The sequence below is a fragment of the Serratia sp. JKS296 genome (genome assembly GCF_900215445.1).
GTDB lineage: Bacteria > Pseudomonadota > Gammaproteobacteria > Enterobacterales > Enterobacteriaceae > Serratia > Serratia marcescens.
Genome location: NZ_OCMX01000001.1, coordinates 344784 through 364485 on the forward strand (window position 1 = coordinate 344784; position 19702 = coordinate 364485).

At 54.9% G+C, this 19702-nt stretch carries 29 protein-coding genes; 28 read left to right on the top strand and 1 reads right to left on the bottom strand.

From position 1 onward, the window contains the following. Window positions 1–33: 33 nt before the first annotated feature. The 4 genes from slyD to CRO23_RS01620 all read left to right on the top strand — a co-directional run bounded on the left by slyD (window position 34) and on the right by CRO23_RS01620 (window position 4478). A complete protein-coding gene (gene slyD / locus CRO23_RS01605; RefSeq protein ID WP_004930407.1) occupies window positions 34–621 on the top strand; it encodes a peptidylprolyl isomerase in 588 nt (195 codons plus the stop codon). Window positions 622–713: 92 nt separating this feature from the next. Continuing rightward, on the top strand, window positions 714–1742 hold the full coding sequence (locus tag CRO23_RS01610) for a LacI family DNA-binding transcriptional regulator (RefSeq protein ID WP_016930333.1): 1029 nt from the start codon (window positions 714–716) through the stop codon (window positions 1740–1742). 122 nt (window positions 1743–1864) lie between these two features. Further along, a complete protein-coding gene (gene nhaC, locus CRO23_RS01615; protein ID WP_016930332.1) occupies window positions 1865–3304 on the top strand; it encodes a Na+/H+ antiporter NhaC in 1440 nt (479 codons plus the stop codon). 1 nt (window position 3305) lies between these two features. Next, window positions 3306–4478: a MalY/PatB family protein gene (locus CRO23_RS01620; RefSeq protein WP_049300702.1), complete on the top strand. Its 1173-nt coding sequence runs from the start codon at window positions 3306–3308 to the stop codon at window positions 4476–4478. Between the two features lie 15 nt (window positions 4479–4493). On the opposite strand, the gene CRO23_RS01625 is transcribed toward CRO23_RS01620, so the two are convergent. Continuing rightward, on the bottom strand, window positions 4494–4721 hold the full coding sequence (locus CRO23_RS01625; protein ID WP_004930414.1) for a SlyX family protein: 228 nt from the start codon (window positions 4719–4721) through the stop codon (window positions 4494–4496). 356 nt (window positions 4722–5077) lie between these two features. Here CRO23_RS01625 and fkpA point away from each other — a divergent pair, with 356 nt between their 5' ends. The 24 genes from fkpA (at window position 5078) to rplX (ending at window position 19695) form a co-directional block, all read left to right on the top strand. Beyond that, entirely contained in the window at window positions 5078–5917 is an 840-nt protein-coding gene (fkpA, locus tag CRO23_RS01630; protein WP_016930330.1) for an FKBP-type peptidyl-prolyl cis-trans isomerase, read from the top strand. Between the two features lie 372 nt (window positions 5918–6289). Then, window positions 6290–7012: a helix-turn-helix transcriptional regulator gene (locus CRO23_RS01635; protein ID WP_176519311.1), complete on the top strand. Its 723-nt coding sequence runs from the start codon at window positions 6290–6292 to the stop codon at window positions 7010–7012. Further along, a complete protein-coding gene (tusD, locus tag CRO23_RS01640) occupies window positions 7012–7401 on the top strand; it encodes a sulfurtransferase complex subunit TusD (RefSeq protein WP_016930329.1) in 390 nt (129 codons plus the stop codon). The genes CRO23_RS01635 and tusD overlap by 1 nt, the downstream gene beginning before the upstream one ends. A gap of 7 nt (window positions 7402–7408) precedes the next feature. Continuing rightward, window positions 7409–7768, top strand: coding sequence for a sulfurtransferase complex subunit TusC (gene tusC / locus CRO23_RS01645; protein ID WP_097101290.1), 360 nt, complete (start codon window positions 7409–7411; stop codon window positions 7766–7768). A gap of 9 nt (window positions 7769–7777) precedes the next feature. Further along, window positions 7778–8065 (top strand): sulfurtransferase complex subunit TusB, encoded by a 288-nt coding sequence (gene tusB / locus CRO23_RS01650; protein ID WP_019456119.1) that lies wholly within the window; start codon window positions 7778–7780, stop codon window positions 8063–8065. A 143-nt stretch (window positions 8066–8208) separates the two neighbouring features. Next, complete coding sequence (gene rpsL / locus CRO23_RS01655) at window positions 8209–8583, top strand: 30S ribosomal protein S12 (RefSeq protein WP_004930426.1); 375 nt, start codon at window positions 8209–8211, stop codon at window positions 8581–8583. Between the two features lie 96 nt (window positions 8584–8679). After that, a complete protein-coding gene (rpsG, locus tag CRO23_RS01660; protein ID WP_004956203.1) occupies window positions 8680–9150 on the top strand; it encodes a 30S ribosomal protein S7 in 471 nt (156 codons plus the stop codon). Window positions 9151–9243: 93 nt separating this feature from the next. After that, window positions 9244–11358 (top strand): elongation factor G, encoded by a 2115-nt coding sequence (gene fusA / locus CRO23_RS01665; RefSeq protein WP_028127620.1) that lies wholly within the window; start codon window positions 9244–9246, stop codon window positions 11356–11358. A gap of 70 nt (window positions 11359–11428) precedes the next feature. Continuing rightward, window positions 11429–12613: an elongation factor Tu gene (gene tuf, locus CRO23_RS01670; protein ID WP_015376315.1), complete on the top strand. Its 1185-nt coding sequence runs from the start codon at window positions 11429–11431 to the stop codon at window positions 12611–12613. Window positions 12614–12744: 131 nt separating this feature from the next. After that, window positions 12745–12939 (top strand): bacterioferritin-associated ferredoxin, encoded by a 195-nt coding sequence (gene bfd / locus CRO23_RS01675; RefSeq protein WP_015379266.1) that lies wholly within the window; start codon window positions 12745–12747, stop codon window positions 12937–12939. 73 nt (window positions 12940–13012) lie between these two features. Further along, complete coding sequence (gene bfr / locus CRO23_RS01680) at window positions 13013–13492, top strand: bacterioferritin (protein ID WP_004929784.1); 480 nt, start codon at window positions 13013–13015, stop codon at window positions 13490–13492. Window positions 13493–13870: 378 nt separating this feature from the next. Further along, the gene (gene rpsJ, locus CRO23_RS01685; RefSeq protein ID WP_001181005.1) at window positions 13871–14182 is read left to right on the top strand and encodes a 30S ribosomal protein S10; all 312 of its coding nucleotides are present in this window, start codon (window positions 13871–13873) and stop codon (window positions 14180–14182) included. Between the two features lie 32 nt (window positions 14183–14214). Next, entirely contained in the window at window positions 14215–14844 is a 630-nt protein-coding gene (rplC, locus tag CRO23_RS01690; protein WP_015379265.1) for a 50S ribosomal protein L3, read from the top strand. A gap of 10 nt (window positions 14845–14854) precedes the next feature. After that, window positions 14855–15460, top strand: a complete 606-nt coding sequence (gene rplD / locus CRO23_RS01695) for a 50S ribosomal protein L4 (RefSeq protein ID WP_004929779.1) — start codon at window positions 14855–14857, stop codon at window positions 15458–15460. Further along, on the top strand, window positions 15457–15759 hold the full coding sequence (rplW, locus tag CRO23_RS01700) for a 50S ribosomal protein L23 (RefSeq protein ID WP_004929776.1): 303 nt from the start codon (window positions 15457–15459) through the stop codon (window positions 15757–15759). The genes rplD and rplW overlap by 4 nt, the downstream gene beginning before the upstream one ends. Before the next feature lie 18 nt (window positions 15760–15777). Then, the gene (gene rplB, locus CRO23_RS01705; RefSeq protein WP_004929775.1) at window positions 15778–16602 is read left to right on the top strand and encodes a 50S ribosomal protein L2; all 825 of its coding nucleotides are present in this window, start codon (window positions 15778–15780) and stop codon (window positions 16600–16602) included. 14 nt (window positions 16603–16616) lie between these two features. Then, complete coding sequence (rpsS, locus tag CRO23_RS01710) at window positions 16617–16895, top strand: 30S ribosomal protein S19 (RefSeq protein ID WP_004929772.1); 279 nt, start codon at window positions 16617–16619, stop codon at window positions 16893–16895. A 14-nt stretch (window positions 16896–16909) separates the two neighbouring features. Continuing rightward, entirely contained in the window at window positions 16910–17242 is a 333-nt protein-coding gene (rplV, locus tag CRO23_RS01715) for a 50S ribosomal protein L22 (RefSeq protein WP_002223844.1), read from the top strand. Between the two features lie 17 nt (window positions 17243–17259). After that, window positions 17260–17958 carry a 30S ribosomal protein S3 gene (rpsC, locus tag CRO23_RS01720; RefSeq protein ID WP_004929766.1) on the top strand — a complete coding sequence of 233 codons (699 nt, stop codon included), beginning with the start codon at window positions 17260–17262 and terminating at the stop codon, window positions 17956–17958. Between the two features lie 12 nt (window positions 17959–17970). Continuing rightward, the gene (rplP, locus tag CRO23_RS01725) at window positions 17971–18381 is read left to right on the top strand and encodes a 50S ribosomal protein L16 (protein ID WP_004929764.1); all 411 of its coding nucleotides are present in this window, start codon (window positions 17971–17973) and stop codon (window positions 18379–18381) included. After that, window positions 18381–18572 (top strand): 50S ribosomal protein L29, encoded by a 192-nt coding sequence (rpmC, locus tag CRO23_RS01730; RefSeq protein ID WP_004929762.1) that lies wholly within the window; start codon window positions 18381–18383, stop codon window positions 18570–18572. Before rplP ends, rpmC begins: the two co-directional genes overlap by 1 nt. Next, window positions 18573–18827, top strand: coding sequence for a 30S ribosomal protein S17 (gene rpsQ / locus CRO23_RS01735; RefSeq protein ID WP_004929760.1), 255 nt, complete (start codon window positions 18573–18575; stop codon window positions 18825–18827). 172 nt (window positions 18828–18999) lie between these two features. After that, the gene (gene rplN, locus CRO23_RS01740) at window positions 19000–19371 is read left to right on the top strand and encodes a 50S ribosomal protein L14 (protein ID WP_000613954.1); all 372 of its coding nucleotides are present in this window, start codon (window positions 19000–19002) and stop codon (window positions 19369–19371) included. Between the two features lie 9 nt (window positions 19372–19380). Then, complete coding sequence (gene rplX, locus CRO23_RS01745) at window positions 19381–19695, top strand: 50S ribosomal protein L24 (protein ID WP_004929758.1); 315 nt, start codon at window positions 19381–19383, stop codon at window positions 19693–19695. The last annotated feature ends 7 nt before the right edge of the window (window positions 19696–19702 follow it).

Consider the following 19702-nt stretch of genomic DNA (forward strand, 5'->3'; position numbering starts at 1 on the left):
TGCGCGTCCTAGTAGCCAACGGTAGGAGATATCATGAAAGTAGCAAAAGACTTGGTGGTCAGCCTGGCTTACCAAGTACGTACAGAAGACGGTGTTTTGGTTGATGAGTCTCCGGTGAGCGCACCGCTGGACTATCTGCACGGGCATGGTTCTCTGATCGCAGGTCTGGAAAAAGCGCTCGAAGGCCACGACGTTGGCGATCGTTTTGACGTTCACGTCGGCGCGAACGACGCGTACGGCAACTACGACGAAAACCTGGTGCAGCGCGTACCGAAAGACGTCTTCATGGGCGTTGACGAACTGCAGGTCGGCATGCGTTTCCTGGCTGACACCGATCAGGGCCCGGTACCGGTTGAAATCACCGAAGTTGACGGTGACCACGTGGTGGTTGACGGCAACCACATGCTGGCCGGCCAAAACCTGAACTTCAACGTGGAAGTTGTCGCGATCCGCGAAGCGACCGCAGAAGAGCTGGCGCACGGTCACGTACACGGCGAGCACGACCATCACCACGAGCACGGTGAAGGCTGCTGCGGCGGTCATGGCCACAGCCACGATCACGACCATGGTCACGACCACGGTAAAGGCGGTTGCGGTAACGGCGGTTGCGGCTGCCACTAAGCAGAACGCAATCCCGAGACAAGAGGGCGGCCATTGGCTGCCCTTTTTTATGCGCGGCGCACCAGGCGCCGAACGGCACAACAGGACATGCCATGGCCACCATGAAAGACGTTGCGCGCCGCGCCGGCGTTTCCACGGCCACCGTCAGCCGGGTGATCAATAATACCGCCTACGTTGAACCGGTGACCCGCGAACGCGTCGAGAAAGCGATGCGCGAGTTTAACTACCACCGCAACGCCGCCGCGCTGGCGCTGGCGAAAAGAAGCGGCAATATGCTGGGGTTGCTGACCGGCAACCTCGACGATCCGTTTTTCTCACGCCTGGCGCGGGGCGTGGAAGACATCACGCGGCAGGCCGGCGTGCGTTTGATGTTGTGCAGCGGCGGGCATCAGGCCGAACTGGAAAAAAGCGGCCTCGACTTTCTCATCAATCAGGGATGCGAAGCCATTGTGGCGCACGTCACGCGCATGGGAGAAGAGGAGCTGCTGCGCTACGCCGCCCACACGCCCGCGCTGGTGCTGATCAATCGCTACCTGCCGGCCATCGCCAATCGTTGTATTTGGCTCGACAATGCCAAGGCGGCGCAGGCGGCGACCAAGCTGCTCATTCGTCAGGGGCATCGGAGAATCGCCTGCGTGACGACGGATCTGCCGATCGACGACCGCGCGCAGCGGTTAGCGGGTTACCGCCAGGCCATGGCCGCCGGCGGCATTGAGGTGCCCGGCAGCTGGATCATCAGCGTGCCCTTTAATGAAAGAGGGGGCGAACTGGCGGCCGAGCGCGTGCTGGCCAGCGACCAACGCTTCACCGCCGCAGTGACGTTCAACGACGTGATGGCCGCCGGCATGATGCGCACCTGCCACCAACGGCAAGTTCCGTTGCCTGAAGCGCTGTCGATCGTCGGTTTTGACGACATTGCCCTGGCGAAATACCTCCACCCCGCGTTGACCACCGTGCATTACCCCATAGAGAAAATGGCCCGACGTGCCGCGCGTCTGGCGCTACAAATCCACAGCGGCAGCGACGTCGCGCCGCAGAACAACCGCTTTTCGGCTGAACTTATCCTGCGGGACTCCGTCGCCGATGGTGAGAGGCCTGAGCAAAGCAAGCGCGGCGAATGAGAGGCGGTTCACATAACGCCATCTCATGAAACCGATTACATGGCCAGTGGCCTGCGCTCACATCCTCCGATTACCGAAGCCATTACGCTGTTGCAGTACCCCCTCTTCAACAGGAGCCGTATATGGATAATAAGAAAACGCTCAACCTTGGGCTGGCGACGCTGCCGATTGTGGCCATGCTGTTGCTGCTCATCATCGGCTATGGCCAGTTTGGCCTGCGCATTGAACCGCTGTTGCTGGTTTCCGCCGCCATCGCTGCCGCGTTGGCCTGGTGGCAAGGCTACCGCTGGGATGACATCATCGAGGCCATCGTGGCCAAGCTGGCTAAGGCGATGCCGGTGATCATGATCCTGATCTGCGTGGGCGGCCTGATCGGCACCTGGATGATCAGCGGCACAATCCCTTACATGGTGTATTGGGGGCTGAAGCTGATTAGCCCGCAATACATTCTGATCGCCGCGTTCTTCATCACCAGCGTGATCTCGGTGTGCACCGGCACCTCGTGGGGGGCGGCCGGCACCGTGGGCGTGGCGCTGATGGGCGTGGCCGCCGGTCTGGACGTGCCGCTGGCCGCCGCGGCCGGGGCAGTGGTGTCCGGCGCCTACTTCGGCGACAAAATTTCGCCGTTGTCCGATTCGACGAACTTCGCGGCTATCGTCGCGGATACCGATCTCTACAGCCATATCCAGCATCTGATGTACACGACGCTGCCGAGCTTCATCCTGGCCGCCGTGGTGTACCTGATCGCCGGCCACACCGGCGCGGTGGGCAGCGTGGCAACGCCGGAAAAAGTGACCGAAATCGTCAGCGCGCTTGAGGGGTTGTACCATTTCAATCTGCTGTTGATCCTGCCGCCGGTGCTGGTGCTGTGGGGCGCGGTGACCAAACGGCCGGTGATCCCCGTCATGCTGGCCGCCTGCGCGCTGGCGATCGCCATCGGCGTCGCGCTGCAGGGTTTTAGCCTGCAACAGGGGCTGAATGCGTTGATGGACGGTTTCAATCTGTCGATGTTCGCCAGCCAGGGCCATAACGTCGAAGGGATTGTCGCCGATGTGCCGCGCCTGCTGAACCGCGGCGGCATGTTCTCGATGATGAGTACGATCCTGCTGGTGTTCTGCGCCTTTTCCTTCGCCGGCGCCTTGACGCTGACCGGCGCGCTGACGGTGATCATCAGCCGGCTGCTGAAAGTGGTGCACACCACCGGTCAACTGATCGCCGCTACCGTTGCCACCACCATCCTGGTGACCGGCGCGACCAGTGACGGCAAGCTGGCGCTGCTGATCCCGGCGGAGCTGTTCAAAGGCGCCTATCGACGCATGGGGCTGGACAACAAAAACCTGTCGCGCACCGTCGAAGATGCGGGCACCGTTATCGAGCCGCTGATCCCGTGGACGGCCGCCGGTATTTACATGGCGACCACGCTGGGAGTCAGCACGCTCGATCTGCTGCCGTGGGCGATCCAATGTTATGCCGCGGTGGTGTTCGCCCTGATTTATGGGTTCACCGGCTTCGGTATCGCCAAACTTCAACCTCAGAACGACTTGCAGCGTAAGGAAGCCTGACATGACGAGTCATTTCAACGCCATCATCGATCGCCACAACACCAGCTCCGTGAAGTGGGACTTCATCGACCGCTATCTGCAACTGGATGGCAGCGAACTGTTGCCGATGTGGGTGTCCGATTTCGATTTTCCATGTCCGCCAGAGGTGCAACAGGCGCTGCATCAGCGGGTGGAGCACGGCGTCTTTGGCTACAGCGAACGCGACGACGCCTACTATCAGGCGGCGATCGACTGGTTCGCCAAGCGGCACGACTTGCCGCTGCGGCGCGAGTGGTTTACGTCGATTGAAGGGGTGGTGCCCGGATTGGCGATGCTGATCCAACTGCTCAGCAAGCCGGGGGACGGCGTGGTGGTGCAGGGGCCCTATTATGGCTCGTTCGCCAAGATAGTCACCATGAACGGCCGAGAGGTGCTTGAGAATCCTCTGTTGGAAACTCCGCAGGGATATCGGATCGATTTCGACCAGCTGGCTGCCTGTCTGGCGCAGCGTAAACCGCCGCTGTTGTTGCTGTGCAATCCGCACAATCCGACAGGCCGTTGCTGGCGCCGCGATGAACTGGAGCGGCTCATGGCGCTTTGCCATGCCCACGACGTCACGGTGATCTCCGATGAAATTTGGGCCGATCTGCTGCTGCCCGGCGAGACGTTTACGTCGGTGTTGCACCTGGACGAGAAATATCGCGAGCGAGCGATTGCGGCGACGTCCGCCAGCAAAACCTTCGGCCTTTCCTCGCTGCGCATTTCGAATTTCCTGATCCCCAACGCCCGGCTGCGGCAGGGGTTTGTCGATCGGCTGAACGCCCACGGGCTGGATGTATTCAACGCGCTGTCGATGACGGCGGCGACCGCGGCCTATCAACGGGGCGCTGCCTGGCTTGATGAGCTGCTCGGCTACCTGGCGGAGAATCGGCGTTGGTTTGAGCGGGCGCTGGCGGCCGCCGCGCCCTGGTGCTCGATGACCCAGGCTGAAGGGACCTATCTCGCCTGGCTGGATTGCCGTGCACTGGGTTTGAACGATGCTGACTTACAGCAGGCGCTGGTGGCGGTGGCGAAGCTGGCGCCGTCGATGGGTAGCGGTTTCGGCCCGCAGGGGAGCGGTTTTATCCGCATCAACCTGGGGTGCCCGCGCCGGTATCTCGAGCGTGCCGTCGAAGGGCTGGCACGCCTGAAATAACCGTACAGCGGGCCCTCAATAGTGCGGCGGAGGGGTTTCTTCCGATTGCGAGGCGATCATTGAGGTTTGGGTCGAGCGCAGCTTGTCGGTCAACATGCGCAGGTGTTCGCGCATCTTCAGCATTTCCATTTGATGCTGGATGACGGTCTGGTTGAGCTCTTCGATGGTGAGCTCTTGGAAGGCCTGACGGCTCTCCAGTTCTTCAAGCCGTTGTAGCAGGCGTTGAATGTCGGCGTTGTGCATGAGGCTACCTCTGACGCGATAAAATCCTGATTCGGCGCTATGGTAACAGCTGACGCCGGGTTTGCTCGCGCTATTTCTCCAGGCGGCGCGCAACGTTGCGATCGGCAGTGTAAAGTGCTGAAAAGTTGCACGCCCGATACGCCGTTTTTTGCTAACCTCGCCGAATATTCTGCAAGAAAAATCTGATTTATCATGCGAGTAGCACGCAGGGGGAAACTTCTTGGCAAAGCGGGAGTCACACTTTGACTCGATTGGTTACCTGTGCGACTGTTTTGTTTTGTTTCAGGCAGCTATAGTAGCCCGGTTATCTTACCTAATGATTGTTTGGGGCATTGCTTCAGACACTGGAGAAATGGATGAAATCTTTGTTTAAAGTCACGCTTCTGGCAACCACCATGGCTTTTGCTCTGAATGCGACCCAGGTCATGGCAGCCGATGCCGCCAAACCGGCAGAAGCCGCTAAACCAGCGGACGCGGCGGCAGCACCGAGCACCGGCAAGTTCAAAAACGACGACGAGCAAGCCGCTTACGCACTGGGTGCGTCTCTCGGCCGTTACATGGACAACTCTCTGAAAGAGCAAGAGAAGCTGGGCATCAAGCTGGACAAAGATCAGCTGATCGCCGGCGTTCAGGACGCGTTCGCCAACAAGAGCAAGCTGAATGACGCCGACATCGAGAAGACCCTGCAGGGCTTCGAAGCGCGCGTGAAGGCTTCCGCTCAGGCGAAGATGGAACAGGACGCCAAGGACAACGAAACCAAAGGCGCCAAGTACCGCGACAGCTTCGCTAAAGAAAAGGGCGTGAAGAAAACTGAATCCGGCCTGCTGTACCAGGTAGAGAAACCGGGCGCGGGTGAAGCGCCGAAAGACAGCGACACCGTGGTAGTAAACTACAAGGGCACCCTGACCGACGGTACCGAGTTCGATAACTCCTACACCCGCGGCGAGCCGCTGTCGTTCCGTCTGGACGGCGTGATCCCTGGCTGGACCGAAGGCCTGAAGCACATCAAGAAAGGCGGCAAAATCAAGCTGGTGATCCCGCCGGCATTGGCCTACGGCAAAACCGGCGTTCCGGGCATCCCGGCTAACTCCACGCTGGTGTTCGACGTTGAGCTGCTGGACGTGAAAGCGGCGCCGAAAGCCGACGCTAAAGCCGAAAAACCGGCTGACGCGAAAGCAGACGCCAAAGCGAAATAATCTCGTCGCTCTGTTTGCCACCGCCGCGGATGCCCTCCGCGGCGGTTTTCATTTCGGCCGCCGCCGCCTCTCTCTCCATTGAACGCTTGACGCCTGCCGGGCATCGGGCTTAACGTCAATACCACGCGCAAACGCAAGGACTTTGCTCCGGCCGCTTTGCTAGACTAATAATTCTGACTTATCAGTCATGCGTCTGCCCCTTAGGGCGTGTACCTAAAATTGTTCCCGGCCGCCTCGCCCGCGGATGTCATCGTGCCGTTTATGCTGCTCTCAGCCAGCCGCGCTGCGGCGTGCCGACGACGGCAGCGATCCGGTCCGAGCGGTTTTAGCTGCGCCCCCTGGCACAGGCGATCTATGAGGGTGGTATCTTCGATGTCGAATTCGCTTTTATCCAGCGAAGCCAGCGAACTTGATTTGCTGAATGAACGTCCGTTTACTCAAACGGATCATGAAATCCTGAAATCCTATGAAGCGGTGGTCGATGGGCTGGCGATGTTGATCGGCGGCCACTGCGAGATCGTATTGCACGCGCTGGAAGATCTGAACAGCTCAGCGGTGCGCATCGCCAACGGGGAACATACCGGGCGTAAAATCGGTTCGCCGATCACCGACCTGGCGCTGCGCATGCTGCACGACATGGCCGGCGACGACAGCAGCGTGTCGAAAGCCTACTTCACCCGTGCCAAGAGCGGCGTGCTGATGAAGTCGGTGACCATCGCCATTCGCAATCGCGAACAGCGGGTAATCGGTTTGTTGTGCATCAACATGAACCTCGATGTGCCGTTCTCGCAGATCATGCAGACCTTTATGCCGCCGGCCACGCAGGACGTGCCGTCGTCGGTGAATTTCGCGTCTTCAGTCGACGATCTGGTGGCGCAGACGCTGGAGTTCACCATCGAAGAGGTGAATGCCGATCGCTCGGTATCCAATAATGCCAAGAACCGCCAGGTAGTGCTCAACCTCTATGAGAAAGGCATCTTCGACATCAAGGATGCGATCAATCAGGTGGCGGATCGCCTGAATATCTCCAAACACACCGTGTATTTGTACATCCGCCAGTTCAAGAGCGACGATCTGTTGGGAAGCGACCGTTGATGCTCGATTATTGTCTGTTGGTCACCGGCCCGGCTTACGGCACGCAGCAGGCCAGCAGCGCCTATCAGTTCGCGCTGGCCCTGCTGGCGAAAGGGCACCGGCTTTCCAGCGTCTTTTTCTACCGTGAAGGGGTGTTGAACGCCAACCAGCTGACCGCGCCCGCCAGCGATGAGTTCGACCTGGTGCGCGGTTGGGCGCAGCTGGCTCAGCAACACGGCGTGGCGCTCAACGTCTGCGTGGCCGCCGCGTTGCGCCGCGGCGTCACCGACGAGCGGGAGGCGGCGCAGCAGGGGCTGGCAAGCGCCAACCTGCAGCCCGGTTTTACCCTGAGCGGGCTGGGTTCCCTGGCCGAAGCGTCGCTAAGTTGCGACCGTCTGGTACAGTTCTGAGGATAGGATGAAACGAGTCGCTTTTGTTTTCACCCATGGGCCGCACGGCGGCGCCAGCGGCAGGGAAGGGCTGGATGCGCTGCTCGCCACGTCGGCGCTCAGTGAAGATGTGGGGGTGTTTTTTGTCGGCGATGGCGTATTGCAGCTGTTGCCGGGCCAGCAACCGGAAAAGGTTTTGGCGCGCAATTACATTGCCACCTTCGGCGTGCTGCCGCTGTATGACGTGGAGCGGTGCTATCTGTGCCAGGCTTCACTGCAGGAACGCGGATTGAGCCAGGTGAACGATTGGGTGCTGGATGCGGAAGTACTGGCGCCGGACGAACTGCGCCGCGAGCTTGCCGGCTACGACGCCGTGATGACGTTTTAGGATCCTCTGATGCTGTATACCCTGAGCCATTCGCCAAACCAATGTGACTTACCTGCGCTGCTGCGCCTGACGGCGGAGGGCGACGCGCTGCTGCTGTTGCAGGACGGCGTGCTTGCAGGCCTTGCCGGCAGCGCCCATCTTGAATTGCTGCTCGCCGCCCCCATATCCCTTTATGCGTTGCAGGACGACCTGGAAGCTCGGGGATTGGTTGGTCATTTTTCGCACAAAATCACTGTCGTCGGCTATAATCACTTCGTTGAATTAACCGAACAACACCGCAGCCAAATGGCCTGGTAATGAGAGTGATGTTGTATATTTCTTGACACCCATACTGGTCAGCCCTAAAATTCTGCGTCCTCGTACTTTGCCAATAGTGCATACGAGGGGATTTATCACATGTTTACGAAGCTAGTACGAAGCAAAAACCAGGAGCTTTTTTAATGGCAACAATTAACCAGCTGGTTCGCAAACCACGCTCTGTGAAGGCTGCTAAAAGCAACGTTCCAGCGCTGGAAGCCTGCCCGCAGAAACGTGGCGTATGCACCCGCGTATACACCACTACCCCGAAAAAACCAAACTCCGCACTGCGTAAAGTTTGCCGTGTGCGTTTGACCAACGGTTTCGAAGTGACTTCCTACATCGGTGGCGAAGGCCACAACCTGCAGGAACACTCCGTAATCCTGATCCGTGGCGGTCGTGTAAAAGACTTGCCAGGTGTGCGTTACCACACCGTCCGTGGTGCACTTGACTGCTCCGGTGTTAAAGACCGTAAGCAAGCTCGTTCCAAGTACGGCGTGAAGAAGCCAAAGGCTTAATGGTTCTCCGTTAAGTAAGGCCAAACGTTTTAACTTTAATGTCAAAATAAACTCGTAGAGTTTTGGACAATCCTGAATTAACAACGGAGTATTTCCATGCCACGTCGTCGCGTAATCGGCCAACGTAAAATCCTGCCAGATCCTAAGTTCGGATCTGAGCTGCTGGCCAAATTTGTAAATATCCTGATGGTAGACGGTAAAAAATCTACTGCAGAAGCAATCGTCTATACCGCGCTGGAGACCCTGGCTCAGCGTTCTGGTAAAGATCACCTGGAAGCTTTCGAAGTCGCTCTCGACAACGTTCGCCCGACTGTAGAAGTTAAGTCGCGTCGCGTTGGCGGTTCTACTTATCAGGTACCAGTTGAAGTCCGCCCGGTTCGTCGTAATGCTCTGGCAATGCGTTGGATCGTTGATGCTGCACGTAAACGCGGTGATAAATCCATGGCTCTGCGCCTGGCGAACGAGCTGTCTGACGCAGCAGAGAACAAAGGTTCTGCTGTTAAGAAGCGTGAAGACGTTCACCGTATGGCCGAAGCCAACAAGGCGTTCGCCCACTACCGCTGGTAATCACCCGGCTGTAGTCATGCTAACCAAGCGGGCGCGTCAAATCGGCCCGCTTGGGTTAACTGAACTTGAACGCCCTAGGAATAGAGGAATCAAATGGCTCGTACAACACCCATTGCACGCTACCGTAACATCGGTATCAGTGCTCACATCGACGCCGGTAAAACCACCACTACCGAACGTATTCTGTTCTACACCGGTGTAAACCACAAAATCGGTGAAGTTCATGACGGCGCTGCCACCATGGACTGGATGGAACAGGAGCAGGAGCGTGGTATTACCATCACTTCTGCAGCGACTACTGCCTTCTGGTCTGGTATGGCCAAGCAGTTCGAACCGCATCGCGTAAACATCATCGACACCCCAGGGCACGTTGACTTCACCATCGAAGTAGAACGTTCCATGCGTGTGCTGGATGGCGCGGTAATGGTTTACTGTGCTGTTGGTGGTGTTCAGCCACAGTCTGAGACCGTATGGCGTCAGGCTAACAAATACAAAGTGCCACGTATCGCGTTCGTTAACAAAATGGACCGCATGGGCGCTAACTTCCTGAAAGTTGTTGGCCAGATCAAATCTCGTCTGGGCGCCAACCCTGTTCCTCTGCAGCTGGCTATCGGCGCAGAAGACAAATTCACCGGCGTTATCGACCTGGTGAAGATGAAGGCGATCAACTGGAACGAAGAAGACGCAGGCGTAACCTTCGAATACGAAGACGTGCCGGCTGACATGATGGATCTGGCTGAAGAATGGCGCCAGAACCTGATCGAGTCCGCTGCGGAAGCTTCCGAAGAGCTGATGGAAAAATACCTGGGCGGCGAAGAGCTGACCGAGGAAGAAATCAAATCCGCTCTGCGTCAGCGCGTGCTGAACAACGAAATCATCCTGGTTACCTGTGGTTCTGCGTTCAAGAACAAAGGCGTACAGGCGATGCTGGATGCGGTAATCGAATACCTGCCGGCACCAACTGACGTTCCTGCGATCAACGGTATCCTGGACGATGGCAAAGACACTCCGGCTGAGCGTCACGCAAGTGATGACGAGCCGTTCTCTGCGCTGGCGTTCAAAATCGCTACCGACCCGTTCGTGGGTAACCTGACCTTCTTCCGCGTGTACTCCGGCGTTGTTAACTCCGGCGACACCGTGCTGAACTCCGTTAAGGCTGCGCGCGAGCGTTTCGGCCGTATCGTTCAGATGCACGCCAACAAGCGTGAAGAGATCAAAGAAGTTCGCGCAGGCGACATCGCCGCTGCGATCGGTCTGAAAGACGTGACCACCGGGGACACCCTGTGTGATCCAGACTCTCCAATCATCCTGGAGCGTATGGAATTCCCTGAGCCGGTAATCTCTATCGCCGTTGAACCAAAAACCAAAGCTGACCAAGAAAAAATGGGTCTGGCTCTGGGCCGTCTGGCTAAAGAAGACCCGTCATTCCGCGTATGGACTGACGAAGAGTCTAACCAGACCATCATCGCCGGTATGGGTGAACTGCACCTCGACATCATCGTTGACCGCATGAAGCGTGAATTCAACGTTGAAGCTAACGTGGGCAAACCTCAGGTAGCTTACCGCGAAGCGATTCGCGCGAAGATTACCGATGTTGAAGGTAAGCACGCCAAGCAGTCTGGTGGTCGCGGTCAGTACGGTCACGTTGTGATCGACATGTACCCACTGGAGCCGGGCTCTAACCCGAAAGGTTACGAGTTCATCAACGACATCAAAGGTGGTGTAATTCCTGGCGAATACATCCCTGCCGTTGATAAAGGCATCCAGGAGCAGCTGAAGTCTGGTCCGTTGGCTGGTTACCCGGTAGTAGACATGGGTATTCGTCTGCACTTCGGTTCTTACCACGACGTTGACTCCTCTGAACTGGCGTTTAAACTGGCCGCGTCTATCGCCTTTAAAGAAGGCTTTAAGAAAGCGAAACCAGTTCTGCTTGAGCCTATCATGAAGGTTGAAGTTGAGACTCCAGAAGAGAACACCGGTGACGTTATCGGTGACTTGAGCCGTCGTCGCGGCATGCTGCGCGGTCAGGAATCTGAAGTGACTGGCGTTAAGATCCACGCTGAAGTACCGTTGTCCGAAATGTTCGGCTACGCAACTCAGCTGCGTTCTCTGACTAAAGGTCGCGCATCATACACCATGGAATTCCTGAAGTATGATGATGCACCGAACAACGTCGCTCAGGCCGTAATCGAAGCCCGTGGCAAATAAGCCGCAGGGTTAAAACCAAAGTCCCGTGCTCTCTCCAGAAGGGGAGAGCGCTATAGTAAGGAATATAGCCGTGTCTAAAGAAAAATTTGAACGTACAAAACCGCACGTTAACGTTGGTACTATCGGCCACGTTGACCACGGTAAAACTACCCTGACTGCAGCGATCACCACCGTACTGGCTAAAACCTACGGCGGTTCTGCACGTGCTTTCGACCAGATCGATAACGCGCCAGAAGAAAAAGCTCGTGGTATCACCATCAACACCTCTCACGTTGAATATGACACCCCGACTCGTCACTACGCGCACGTTGACTGCCCAGGGCACGCCGACTACGTGAAAAACATGATCACCGGTGCTGCTCAGATGGACGGCGCGATCCTGGTAGTAGCTGCGACTGACGGCCCAATGCCTCAGACTCGTGAGCACATCCTGCTGGGTCGTCAGGTTGGCGTTCCTTTCATCATCGTATTCATGAACAAATGCGACATGGTAGATGATGAAGAGCTGCTGGAACTGGTAGAAATGGAAGTTCGCGAACTGCTGTCCGCTTACGACTTCCCAGGCGACGACCTGCCAGTAATCCGCGGTTCCGCGCTGAAAGCGCTGGAAGGCGAAGCTGAGTGGGAAGCGAAAATCATCGAACTGGCCGAAGCCCTGGACAGCTACATCCCAGAGCCAGAGCGTGCTATCGACAAGCCGTTCCTGCTGCCAATCGAAGACGTATTCTCCATCTCCGGTCGTGGTACCGTTGTTACCGGTCGTGTTGAGCGCGGTATCATCAAAGTTGGCGAAGAAGTTGAAATCGTTGGTATCAAAGACACCGTTAAGTCTACCTGTACTGGCGTTGAAATGTTCCGCAAACTGCTGGACGAAGGCCGTGCTGGTGAGAACGTAGGTGTTCTGCTGCGTGGTATCAAACGTGAAGAAATCGAACGTGGTCAGGTACTGGCTAAGCCAGGCTCCATCAAGCCGCACACCCAGTTCGAATCTGAAGTGTACATCCTGAGCAAAGATGAAGGTGGTCGTCACACGCCATTCTTCAAAGGCTACCGTCCACAGTTCTACTTCCGTACTACTGACGTGACCGGTACCATCGAACTGCCAGAAGGCGTAGAGATGGTAATGCCAGGCGACAACGTGAACATGGTTGTAACCCTGATTCACCCAATCGCGATGGACGACGGTCTGCGTTTCGCAATCCGTGAAGGCGGCCGTACTGTAGGCGCTGGTGTTGTTGCTAAAGTTATCGCTTAATCGCGAATAATTTTTCGACACAAAAAAGGGCACTTAGGTGCCCTTTTTTTATGCAATTTGTACAAATCTTAATTGAAATAAAAACCATTCCTATTTAGACTCAGTGCATTGGTTAAGAAGTGAGTCTCTCTATGTATGTATGTCTGTGTAATGCGGTGACTGACAAAGCGATCCGTAATGCGGTGCGTCAGCACAACCCCCATACCATGAAGCAACTGCGTGAACTTGTGCCGATTGGTACCGATTGTGGAAAGTGCATTCGTCAGGCAAGACAGATTATGGTGGAGGAACGCGGAACTATCATCCCAATGCATGAAGTTGCCTAACAACGGGTAAGGTTATTTTTGACTCTTGGCTTACAGGTTCTACACTTTTAGAACTGGCCAGGAGGAGTTACCTATGAAAGGCGATAAAAAGATCATTGCTCACCTCAACAAACTGCTCGGCAACGAGCTGGTTGCCATCAATCAATATTTCCTGCACGCCCGCATGTTCAAGAATTGGGGTTTAATGCGCCTCAACGATAAGGAATACCACGAGTCGATCGACGAAATGAAACATGCCGATCGCTACATTGAACGCATCCTGTTCCTGGAAGGAATACCTAATCTGCAAGACCTCGGCAAGCTGAACATCGGCGAAGACATTGAAGAGATGCTGCGTTCCGATCTGGCGCTGGAATTGGCGGGTGCCAAGAACCTGCGCGAAGGTATCGCCTACGCCGACTCGATTCACGATTATGTCAGCCGTGATTTGATGATCGACATTCTGGCCGATGAAGAAGAGCATATCGACTGGCTGGAAACCGAGCTGGATCTGATCGCTCGCCTCGGCATTCAAAACTATGCCCAGGCCCAGATTTTAGAGCGCAAAGAGTAAGCCTGCCTTCCGTTCGTCATCGCCTCTCCTGCCGGTGACCGTTTTTACGGTGGGGCAGGGGAGCTGCCCGCCAAGCATAATTCATACCTTGATCGCCGCCTTCATCCCGTGACCGTCGCTGAAAGCGCAAAAATGACGATTTCCTGAGCATATTTCCAACTGCGACTTGCTTCCTGGGCCATTTTGCGTATAATGCGCGGGCTTACCTAATCTTGGTAAGCCTGATTTTAGCGAATCAGTCGATTGGCAGGCCTTTTTTGCCTTTCGAACAATACTCCCGATATGGGGGTTATATGTTGACGATTACACTCCCCCATCAATCGAAATGGGTGTGAGGAGTAATTATTTACGTTTATAAATAATTGGAGCTCTGGTCTCATGCAGAACCAAAGAATCCGTATCCGCCTGAAAGCGTTTGATCATCGTCTGATCGATCAATCAACCGCGGAAATCGTCGAGACTGCAAAGCGCACTGGTGCGCAAGTCCGTGGTCCGATCCCGCTGCCAACTCGCAAAGAGCGCTTTACCGTTCTGATCTCTCCGCACGTTAACAAAGACGCGCGCGATCAGTACGAGATTCGCACTCACAAGCGTCTGGTTGACATCGTTGAGCCAACCGAGAAAACCGTTGATGCTCTGATGCGTCTGGATCTGGCTGCCGGTGTAGACGTGCAGATCAGCCTGGGTTAATCAGGTCATTGAGCGATTGAGAGGTTGAAACAATGATTGGTTTAGTCGGTAAAAAAGTGGGTATGACCCGTATCTTCACTGAAGATGGCGTTTCTATCCCAGTAACCGTAATTGAAATTGAAGCGAACCGCGTGACTCAGGTTAAAAGCCTGGACACCGACGGTTACCGTGCCGTTCAGGTTACCACTGGTAGCAAAAAAGCTAACCGTGTAACCAAGCCGGAAGCGGGCCATTTCGCTAAAGCTGGCGTTGAAGCTGGCCGTGGTCTGTGGGAATTCCGCCTGGAAGAAGGTCAAGAATTCGCTGCAGGTCAGGAAATTAGCGTAGAAATCTTCGCTGACGTTAAAAAAGTCGATGTTACCGGTACTTCTAAAGGTAAAGGTTTTGCTGGCACTGTTAAGCGCTGGAACTTCCGTACCCAAGACGCTACCCACGGTAACTCCTTGTCTCACCGCGTTCCGGGTTCTATCGGTCAGAACCAGACTCCGGGCAAAGTGTTCAAAGGCAAGAAAATGGCTGGCCACCTGGGTGATGAGCGCGTAACCGTTCAAAGCCTGGACGTAGTACGTGTTGACGCTGAGCGCAACCTGCTGCTGGTTAAGGGTGCTGTACCGGGCGCAACCGGTGGCAACCTGATCGTTAAACCAGCTGTGAAGGCGTAAGGGGATAGCAATGGAATTAGTATTGAAAGACGCGCAAAGCGCGCTGACTGTTTCCGAAACTACCTTCGGTCGTGATTTCAACGAAGCGCTGGTACACCAGGTTGTTGTTGCTTATGCAGCAGGTGCCCGTCAAGGTACTCGTGCTCAGAAGACCCGTGCTGAAGTAACTGGTTCCGGCAAAAAGCCATGGCGTCAGAAAGGCACCGGCCGTGCGCGTTCAGGTTCTGTAAAGAGCCCGATCTGGCGTTCAGGCGGCGTGACCTTTGCTGCTAAGCCACAGGACCACAGTCAGAAAGTAAACAAAAAGATGTACCGCGGCGCGCTGAAAAGCATCCTGTCCGAACTGGTACGTCAAGATCGTCTGATCGTTGTCGAGAAGTTCTCTGTAGAAGCGCCTAAAACTAAGCTGCTGGCACAGAAACTGAAAGATATGGCTCTGGAAGACGTGCTGATCGTGACCGGTGAACTGGATGAGAATCTGTTCCTGGCAGCTCGCAACCTGTACAAGGTTGACGTGCGCGATGTAGCAGGTATCGATCCGGTTAGCCTGATCGCCTTCGACAAAGTGGTTATGACTGCTGATGCTGTGAAGCAAGTTGAGGAGATGCTGGCATGATCCGTGAAGAACGTTTGCTGAAAGTGCTGCGTGCACCGCACGTATCTGAAAAAGCATCCGCTGCGATGGAAAAAAGCAACACCATCGTTCTCAAAGTTGCCAAAGACGCGACCAAAGCAGAAATCAAAGCTGCAGTGCAGAAACTGTTTGAAGTCGAAGTCAAAGACGTGAACACCCTGGTAGTTAAAGGGAAAGTGAAGCGTCACGGTCAGCGTGTTGGTCGTCGTAGCGACTGGAAAAAAGCTTACGTCACCCTGAAAGAAGGCCAGAATCTGGACTTCATCGGCGGCGCAGAGTAAGTCGGAGGAGTAAGAACAATGGCAATTGTTAAATGTAAACCTACATCTCCGGGTCGTCGCCACGTTGTTAAAGTGGTTAACCCTGAGCTGCACAAGGGTAAACCTTATGCCCCGCTGCTGGAAAAACTGAGCAAAAGCGGTGGTCGTAACAACAATGGCCGTATCACCACCCGTCATATCGGTGGTGGCCACAAGCAACATTATCGTCTGGTTGACTTCAAGCGCAACAAAGACGGTATCCCTGCTGTGGTTGAGCGTCTGGAGTACGATCCGAACCGTTCCGCGAACATCGCGCTGGTTCTGTACAAAGACGGCGAACGCCGTTACATCCTGGCGCCGAAAGGCCTGAAAGCTGGTGACCAGATTCAATCTGGCGTTGATGCTGCAATCAAAGCGGGTAACACCCTGCCGATGCGCAACATTCCAGTTGGTTCAACGGTTCACAACGTAGAAATGAAACCAGGTAAAGGCGGCCAGATGGCTCGCTCCGCTGGTGCCTACGTTCAGATCGTTGCTCGTGATGGTTCCTACGTAACTCTGCGTCTGCGCTCCGGCGAAATGCGTAAAGTTCCAGCTGATTGCCGCGCCACCCTGGGTGAAGTCGGTAACGCTGAACACATGCTTCGCGTTCTGGGTAAAGCAGGTGCTGCACGTTGGCGTGGTGTTCGTCCTACCGTTCGCGGTACGGCGATGAACCCGGTAGATCACCCGCACGGTGGTGGTGAAGGTCGTAACTTTGGTAAGCACCCGGTAACTCCGTGGGGCGTTCAGACCAAAGGTAAGAAGACCCGTAGCAACAAGCGTACTGATAAGTTCATCGTACGTCGCCGTAGCAAAAAATAATTAGAGGATAAGCCATGCCACGTTCTCTCAAGAAAGGTCCTTTTATTGACCTGCACTTGCTGAAGAAGGTAGAGAAAGCGGTGGAAAGCGGTGACAAGAAGCCTTTGCGCACTTGGTCCCGTCGTTCAACGATCTTTCCTAACATGATCGGTTTGACCATCGCTGTCCATAATGGTCGTCAGCACGTACCAGTGTTCGTTTCCGATGAAATGGTCGGTCACAAACTGGGTGAATTCGCGCCGACTCGTACTTATCGCGGCCATGCGGCTGATAAAAAAGCTAAAAAGCGCTAAGGTAGGAGGAAGAGATGGAAACTATCGCTAAACATCGCCACGCTCGTTCTTCTGCTCAGAAGGTTCGCCTTGTTGCTGACCTGATTCGCGGTAAGAAAGTGTCGCAAGCTCTGGAAACTCTGACCTACACCAACAAGAAAGCTGCTGGTCTGGTTAAGAAAGTGCTGGAGTCTGCCATTGCTAACGCAGAACACAACGATGGCGCTGACATCGATGATCTGAAAGTTACGAAAATCTTCGTAGACGAAGGCCCAAGCATGAAGCGCATTATGCCGCGTGCAAAAGGTCGTGCAGATCGCATCCTGAAGCGCACCAGCCACATTACTGTGGTTGTGTCCGATCGCTGAGACTCTGGAGACTAGCAATGGGTCAGAAAGTACATCCTAATGGTATTCGCCTGGGTATTGTCAAACCTTGGAACTCTACTTGGTATGCGAATACCAAAGAATTCGCTGACAACCTGGACAGCGACTTTAAAGTTCGTCAATTCCTGACTAAGGAACTGTCGAAAGCTTCCGTTTCTCGCATCGTTATCGAGCGTCCTGCGAAGAGCATCCGTGTGACCATTCACACTGCTCGCCCAGGCATCGTTATCGGCAAGAAAGGTGAAGACGTCGAAAAACTGCGCAAGGTCGTAGCGGACATCGCTGGCGTTCCTGCACAGATCAACATCGCCGAAGTCCGTAAACCGGAACTCGACGCTAAATTGGTTGCTGACAGCATCACTTCTCAGCTGGAACGTCGCGTTATGTTCCGTCGTGCTATGAAGCGTGCAGTACAGAACGCAATGCGTCTTGGCGCTAAAGGTATCAAAGTTGAAGTAAGCGGCCGTCTTGGCGGCGCCGAAATCGCACGTACCGAATGGTACCGCGAAGGTCGTGTTCCATTGCACACTCTGCGTGCGGACATCGACTACAACACATCTGAAGCGCACACCACTTATGGTGTAATCGGCGTTAAGGTATGGATCTTCAAAGGTGAGATCCTGGGTGGTATGGCTGCAGTTGAACAACCGGAACCGGCTGCTCAACCTAAAAAGCAGCAGCGTAAAGGCCGCAAGTAAGGAGAGTCGCTGATGTTACAACCAAAGCGTACAAAATTCCGTAAGGTGCACAAGGGCCGCAACCGTGGTCTGGCGCAAGGTACGGATGTTAGCTTCGGCACTTTCGGTCTGAAAGCTGTTGGCCGTGGCCGTCTGACTGCTCGTCAAATCGAAGCAGCTCGTCGTGCAATGACTCGTGCAGTTAAGCGTCAAGGCAAGATCTGGATCCGTGTATTCCCGGACAAACCGATCACCGAGAAGCCGCTGGAAGTGCGTATGGGTAAAGGTAAGGGTAACGTGGAGTATTGGGTTGCCCTGATCCAGCCTGGTAAGGTCCTGTACGAAATGGACGGCGTGCCAGAAGAGGTTGCCCGCGAGGCATTCAAACTGGCAGCAGCGAAACTGCCGATCAAAACCACCTTTGTAACTAAGACGGTGATGTAATGAAAGCACAAGAGCTGCGTGAAAAAAGCGTTGAAGAGCTGAATGCCGAGCTGCTCAACCTGCTGCGTGAGCAATTCAACTTGCGCATGCAGGCGGCCAGTGGCCAGCTGCAACAAACTCACCTGTTGAAACAAGTGCGTCGTGACGTCGCACGCGTTAAGACTTTACTGACTCAAAAGGCGGGTGTGTAAATGACTGAAGTTATCCGTACCCTGCAGGGTCGTGTTGTTAGCGATAAAATGGAGAAATCCATCGTTGTTGCTATCGAGCGTACTGTGAAGCACCCGATCTACGGGAAATTCATCAAACGTACGACCAAGCTGCACGTACATGACGAGAACAACGAATGTGGTACCGGCGACGTGGTGGAAATCCGCGAATGCCGCCCACTGTCCAAGACCAAGTCCTGGACGTTGGTTCGCGTTGTAGAGAAAGCGATTCTGTAATAGAGTAGCTGGCTCTCACTTAATAAACGGCTCAGAAAATGAGCCGTTTATTTTTTCTACCCATACCAAGTAAGCGGTGTTATAATGCTGCGCCCTCGGTTATGGGGCTTTTCAACGGCCTAATTTTTACTTGGGTCTTTAAAGTAGTAGTTGACATTAGCGGAGCACTAAAATGATCCAAGAACAGACTATGCTGAACGTCGCCGACAACTCCGGTGCACGTCGCGTAATGTGTATCAAGGTTCTAGGTGGCTCGCACCGTCGCTACGCAGGCGTCGGCGACATCATCAAAATTACCATCAAGGAAGCAATTCCTCGCGGTAAGGTGAAGAAAGGCGATGTTCTGAAGGCGGTAGTGGTGCGCACCAAGAAGGGTGTACGTCGCCCGGACGGTTCTGTCATTCGCTTCGATGGCAATGCATGCGTTATTTTGAACAATAACAGCGAGCAGCCAATCGGTACGCGTATTTTTGGGCCGGTAACTCGTGAACTGCGTAATGAGAAGTTCATGAAAATTATCTCTCTGGCACCAGAAGTACTCTAAGGAGCGAACATGGCAGCGAAGATCCGTCGTGATGACGAAGTTATCGTGATTACCGGGAAAGACAAAGGTAAGCGCGGTAAAGTAAAAAATGTCCTGTCTGCTGGCAAGGTCATTGTTGAAGGCATCAACCTGGTTAAGAAACACCAGAAGCCGGTTCCGGCTCTGAACCAACCAGGCGGCATTGTTGAAAAAGAAGCTGCAATTCAGGTTTCTAACATTGCTATCTTCAACGCGGCTACCGGCAAGGCTGACCGTGTAGGCTTTAGATTCGAAGACGGCAAAAAAGTCCGTTTCTTCAAGTCTAACAGCGAAACTATCAAGTAATTTGGAG

Bases quoted from the DNA above. Each gene is read 5' to 3' on its own strand.
- tusC (WP_097101290.1), top strand. From the start codon at position 7,409: ATGAAACGAGTCGCTTTTGTTTTCACCCATGGGCCGCACGGCGGCGCC.
- nhaC (WP_016930332.1), top strand. From the start codon at position 1,865: ATGGATAATAAGAAAACGCTCAACCTTGGGCTGGCGACGCTGCCGATT.
- CRO23_RS01635 (WP_176519311.1), top strand. From the start codon at position 6,290: ATGTCGAATTCGCTTTTATCCAGCGAAGCCAGCGAACTTGATTTGCTG.
- rplC (WP_015379265.1), top strand. From the start codon at position 14,215: ATGATTGGTTTAGTCGGTAAAAAAGTGGGTATGACCCGTATCTTCACT.
- rplD (WP_004929779.1), top strand. From the start codon at position 14,855: ATGGAATTAGTATTGAAAGACGCGCAAAGCGCGCTGACTGTTTCCGAA.
- slyD (WP_004930407.1), top strand. From the start codon at position 34: ATGAAAGTAGCAAAAGACTTGGTGGTCAGCCTGGCTTACCAAGTACGT.
- tusB (WP_019456119.1), top strand. From the start codon at position 7,778: ATGCTGTATACCCTGAGCCATTCGCCAAACCAATGTGACTTACCTGCG.
- rplN (WP_000613954.1), top strand. From the start codon at position 19,000: ATGATCCAAGAACAGACTATGCTGAACGTCGCCGACAACTCCGGTGCA.
- rpsQ (WP_004929760.1), top strand. From the start codon at position 18,573: ATGACTGAAGTTATCCGTACCCTGCAGGGTCGTGTTGTTAGCGATAAA.
- rpmC (WP_004929762.1), top strand. From the start codon at position 18,381: ATGAAAGCACAAGAGCTGCGTGAAAAAAGCGTTGAAGAGCTGAATGCC.
- rpsG (WP_004956203.1), top strand. From the start codon at position 8,680: ATGCCACGTCGTCGCGTAATCGGCCAACGTAAAATCCTGCCAGATCCT.
- rplX (WP_004929758.1), top strand. From the start codon at position 19,381: ATGGCAGCGAAGATCCGTCGTGATGACGAAGTTATCGTGATTACCGGG.
- rplV (WP_002223844.1), top strand. From the start codon at position 16,910: ATGGAAACTATCGCTAAACATCGCCACGCTCGTTCTTCTGCTCAGAAG.
- rpsC (WP_004929766.1), top strand. From the start codon at position 17,260: ATGGGTCAGAAAGTACATCCTAATGGTATTCGCCTGGGTATTGTCAAA.
- CRO23_RS01620 (WP_049300702.1), top strand. From the start codon at position 3,306: ATGACGAGTCATTTCAACGCCATCATCGATCGCCACAACACCAGCTCC.
- fusA (WP_028127620.1), top strand. From the start codon at position 9,244: ATGGCTCGTACAACACCCATTGCACGCTACCGTAACATCGGTATCAGT.
- rplW (WP_004929776.1), top strand. From the start codon at position 15,457: ATGATCCGTGAAGAACGTTTGCTGAAAGTGCTGCGTGCACCGCACGTA.
- CRO23_RS01610 (WP_016930333.1), top strand. From the start codon at position 714: ATGGCCACCATGAAAGACGTTGCGCGCCGCGCCGGCGTTTCCACGGCC.
- fkpA (WP_016930330.1), top strand. From the start codon at position 5,078: ATGAAATCTTTGTTTAAAGTCACGCTTCTGGCAACCACCATGGCTTTT.
- rpsS (WP_004929772.1), top strand. From the start codon at position 16,617: ATGCCACGTTCTCTCAAGAAAGGTCCTTTTATTGACCTGCACTTGCTG.
- tusD (WP_016930329.1), top strand. From the start codon at position 7,012: ATGCTCGATTATTGTCTGTTGGTCACCGGCCCGGCTTACGGCACGCAG.
- CRO23_RS01625 (WP_004930414.1), bottom strand. From the start codon at position 4,721: ATGCACAACGCCGACATTCAACGCCTGCTACAACGGCTTGAAGAACTG.
- bfr (WP_004929784.1), top strand. From the start codon at position 13,013: ATGAAAGGCGATAAAAAGATCATTGCTCACCTCAACAAACTGCTCGGC.
- rplB (WP_004929775.1), top strand. From the start codon at position 15,778: ATGGCAATTGTTAAATGTAAACCTACATCTCCGGGTCGTCGCCACGTT.
- rpsL (WP_004930426.1), top strand. From the start codon at position 8,209: ATGGCAACAATTAACCAGCTGGTTCGCAAACCACGCTCTGTGAAGGCT.
- rplP (WP_004929764.1), top strand. From the start codon at position 17,971: ATGTTACAACCAAAGCGTACAAAATTCCGTAAGGTGCACAAGGGCCGC.
- bfd (WP_015379266.1), top strand. From the start codon at position 12,745: ATGTATGTATGTCTGTGTAATGCGGTGACTGACAAAGCGATCCGTAAT.
- rpsJ (WP_001181005.1), top strand. From the start codon at position 13,871: ATGCAGAACCAAAGAATCCGTATCCGCCTGAAAGCGTTTGATCATCGT.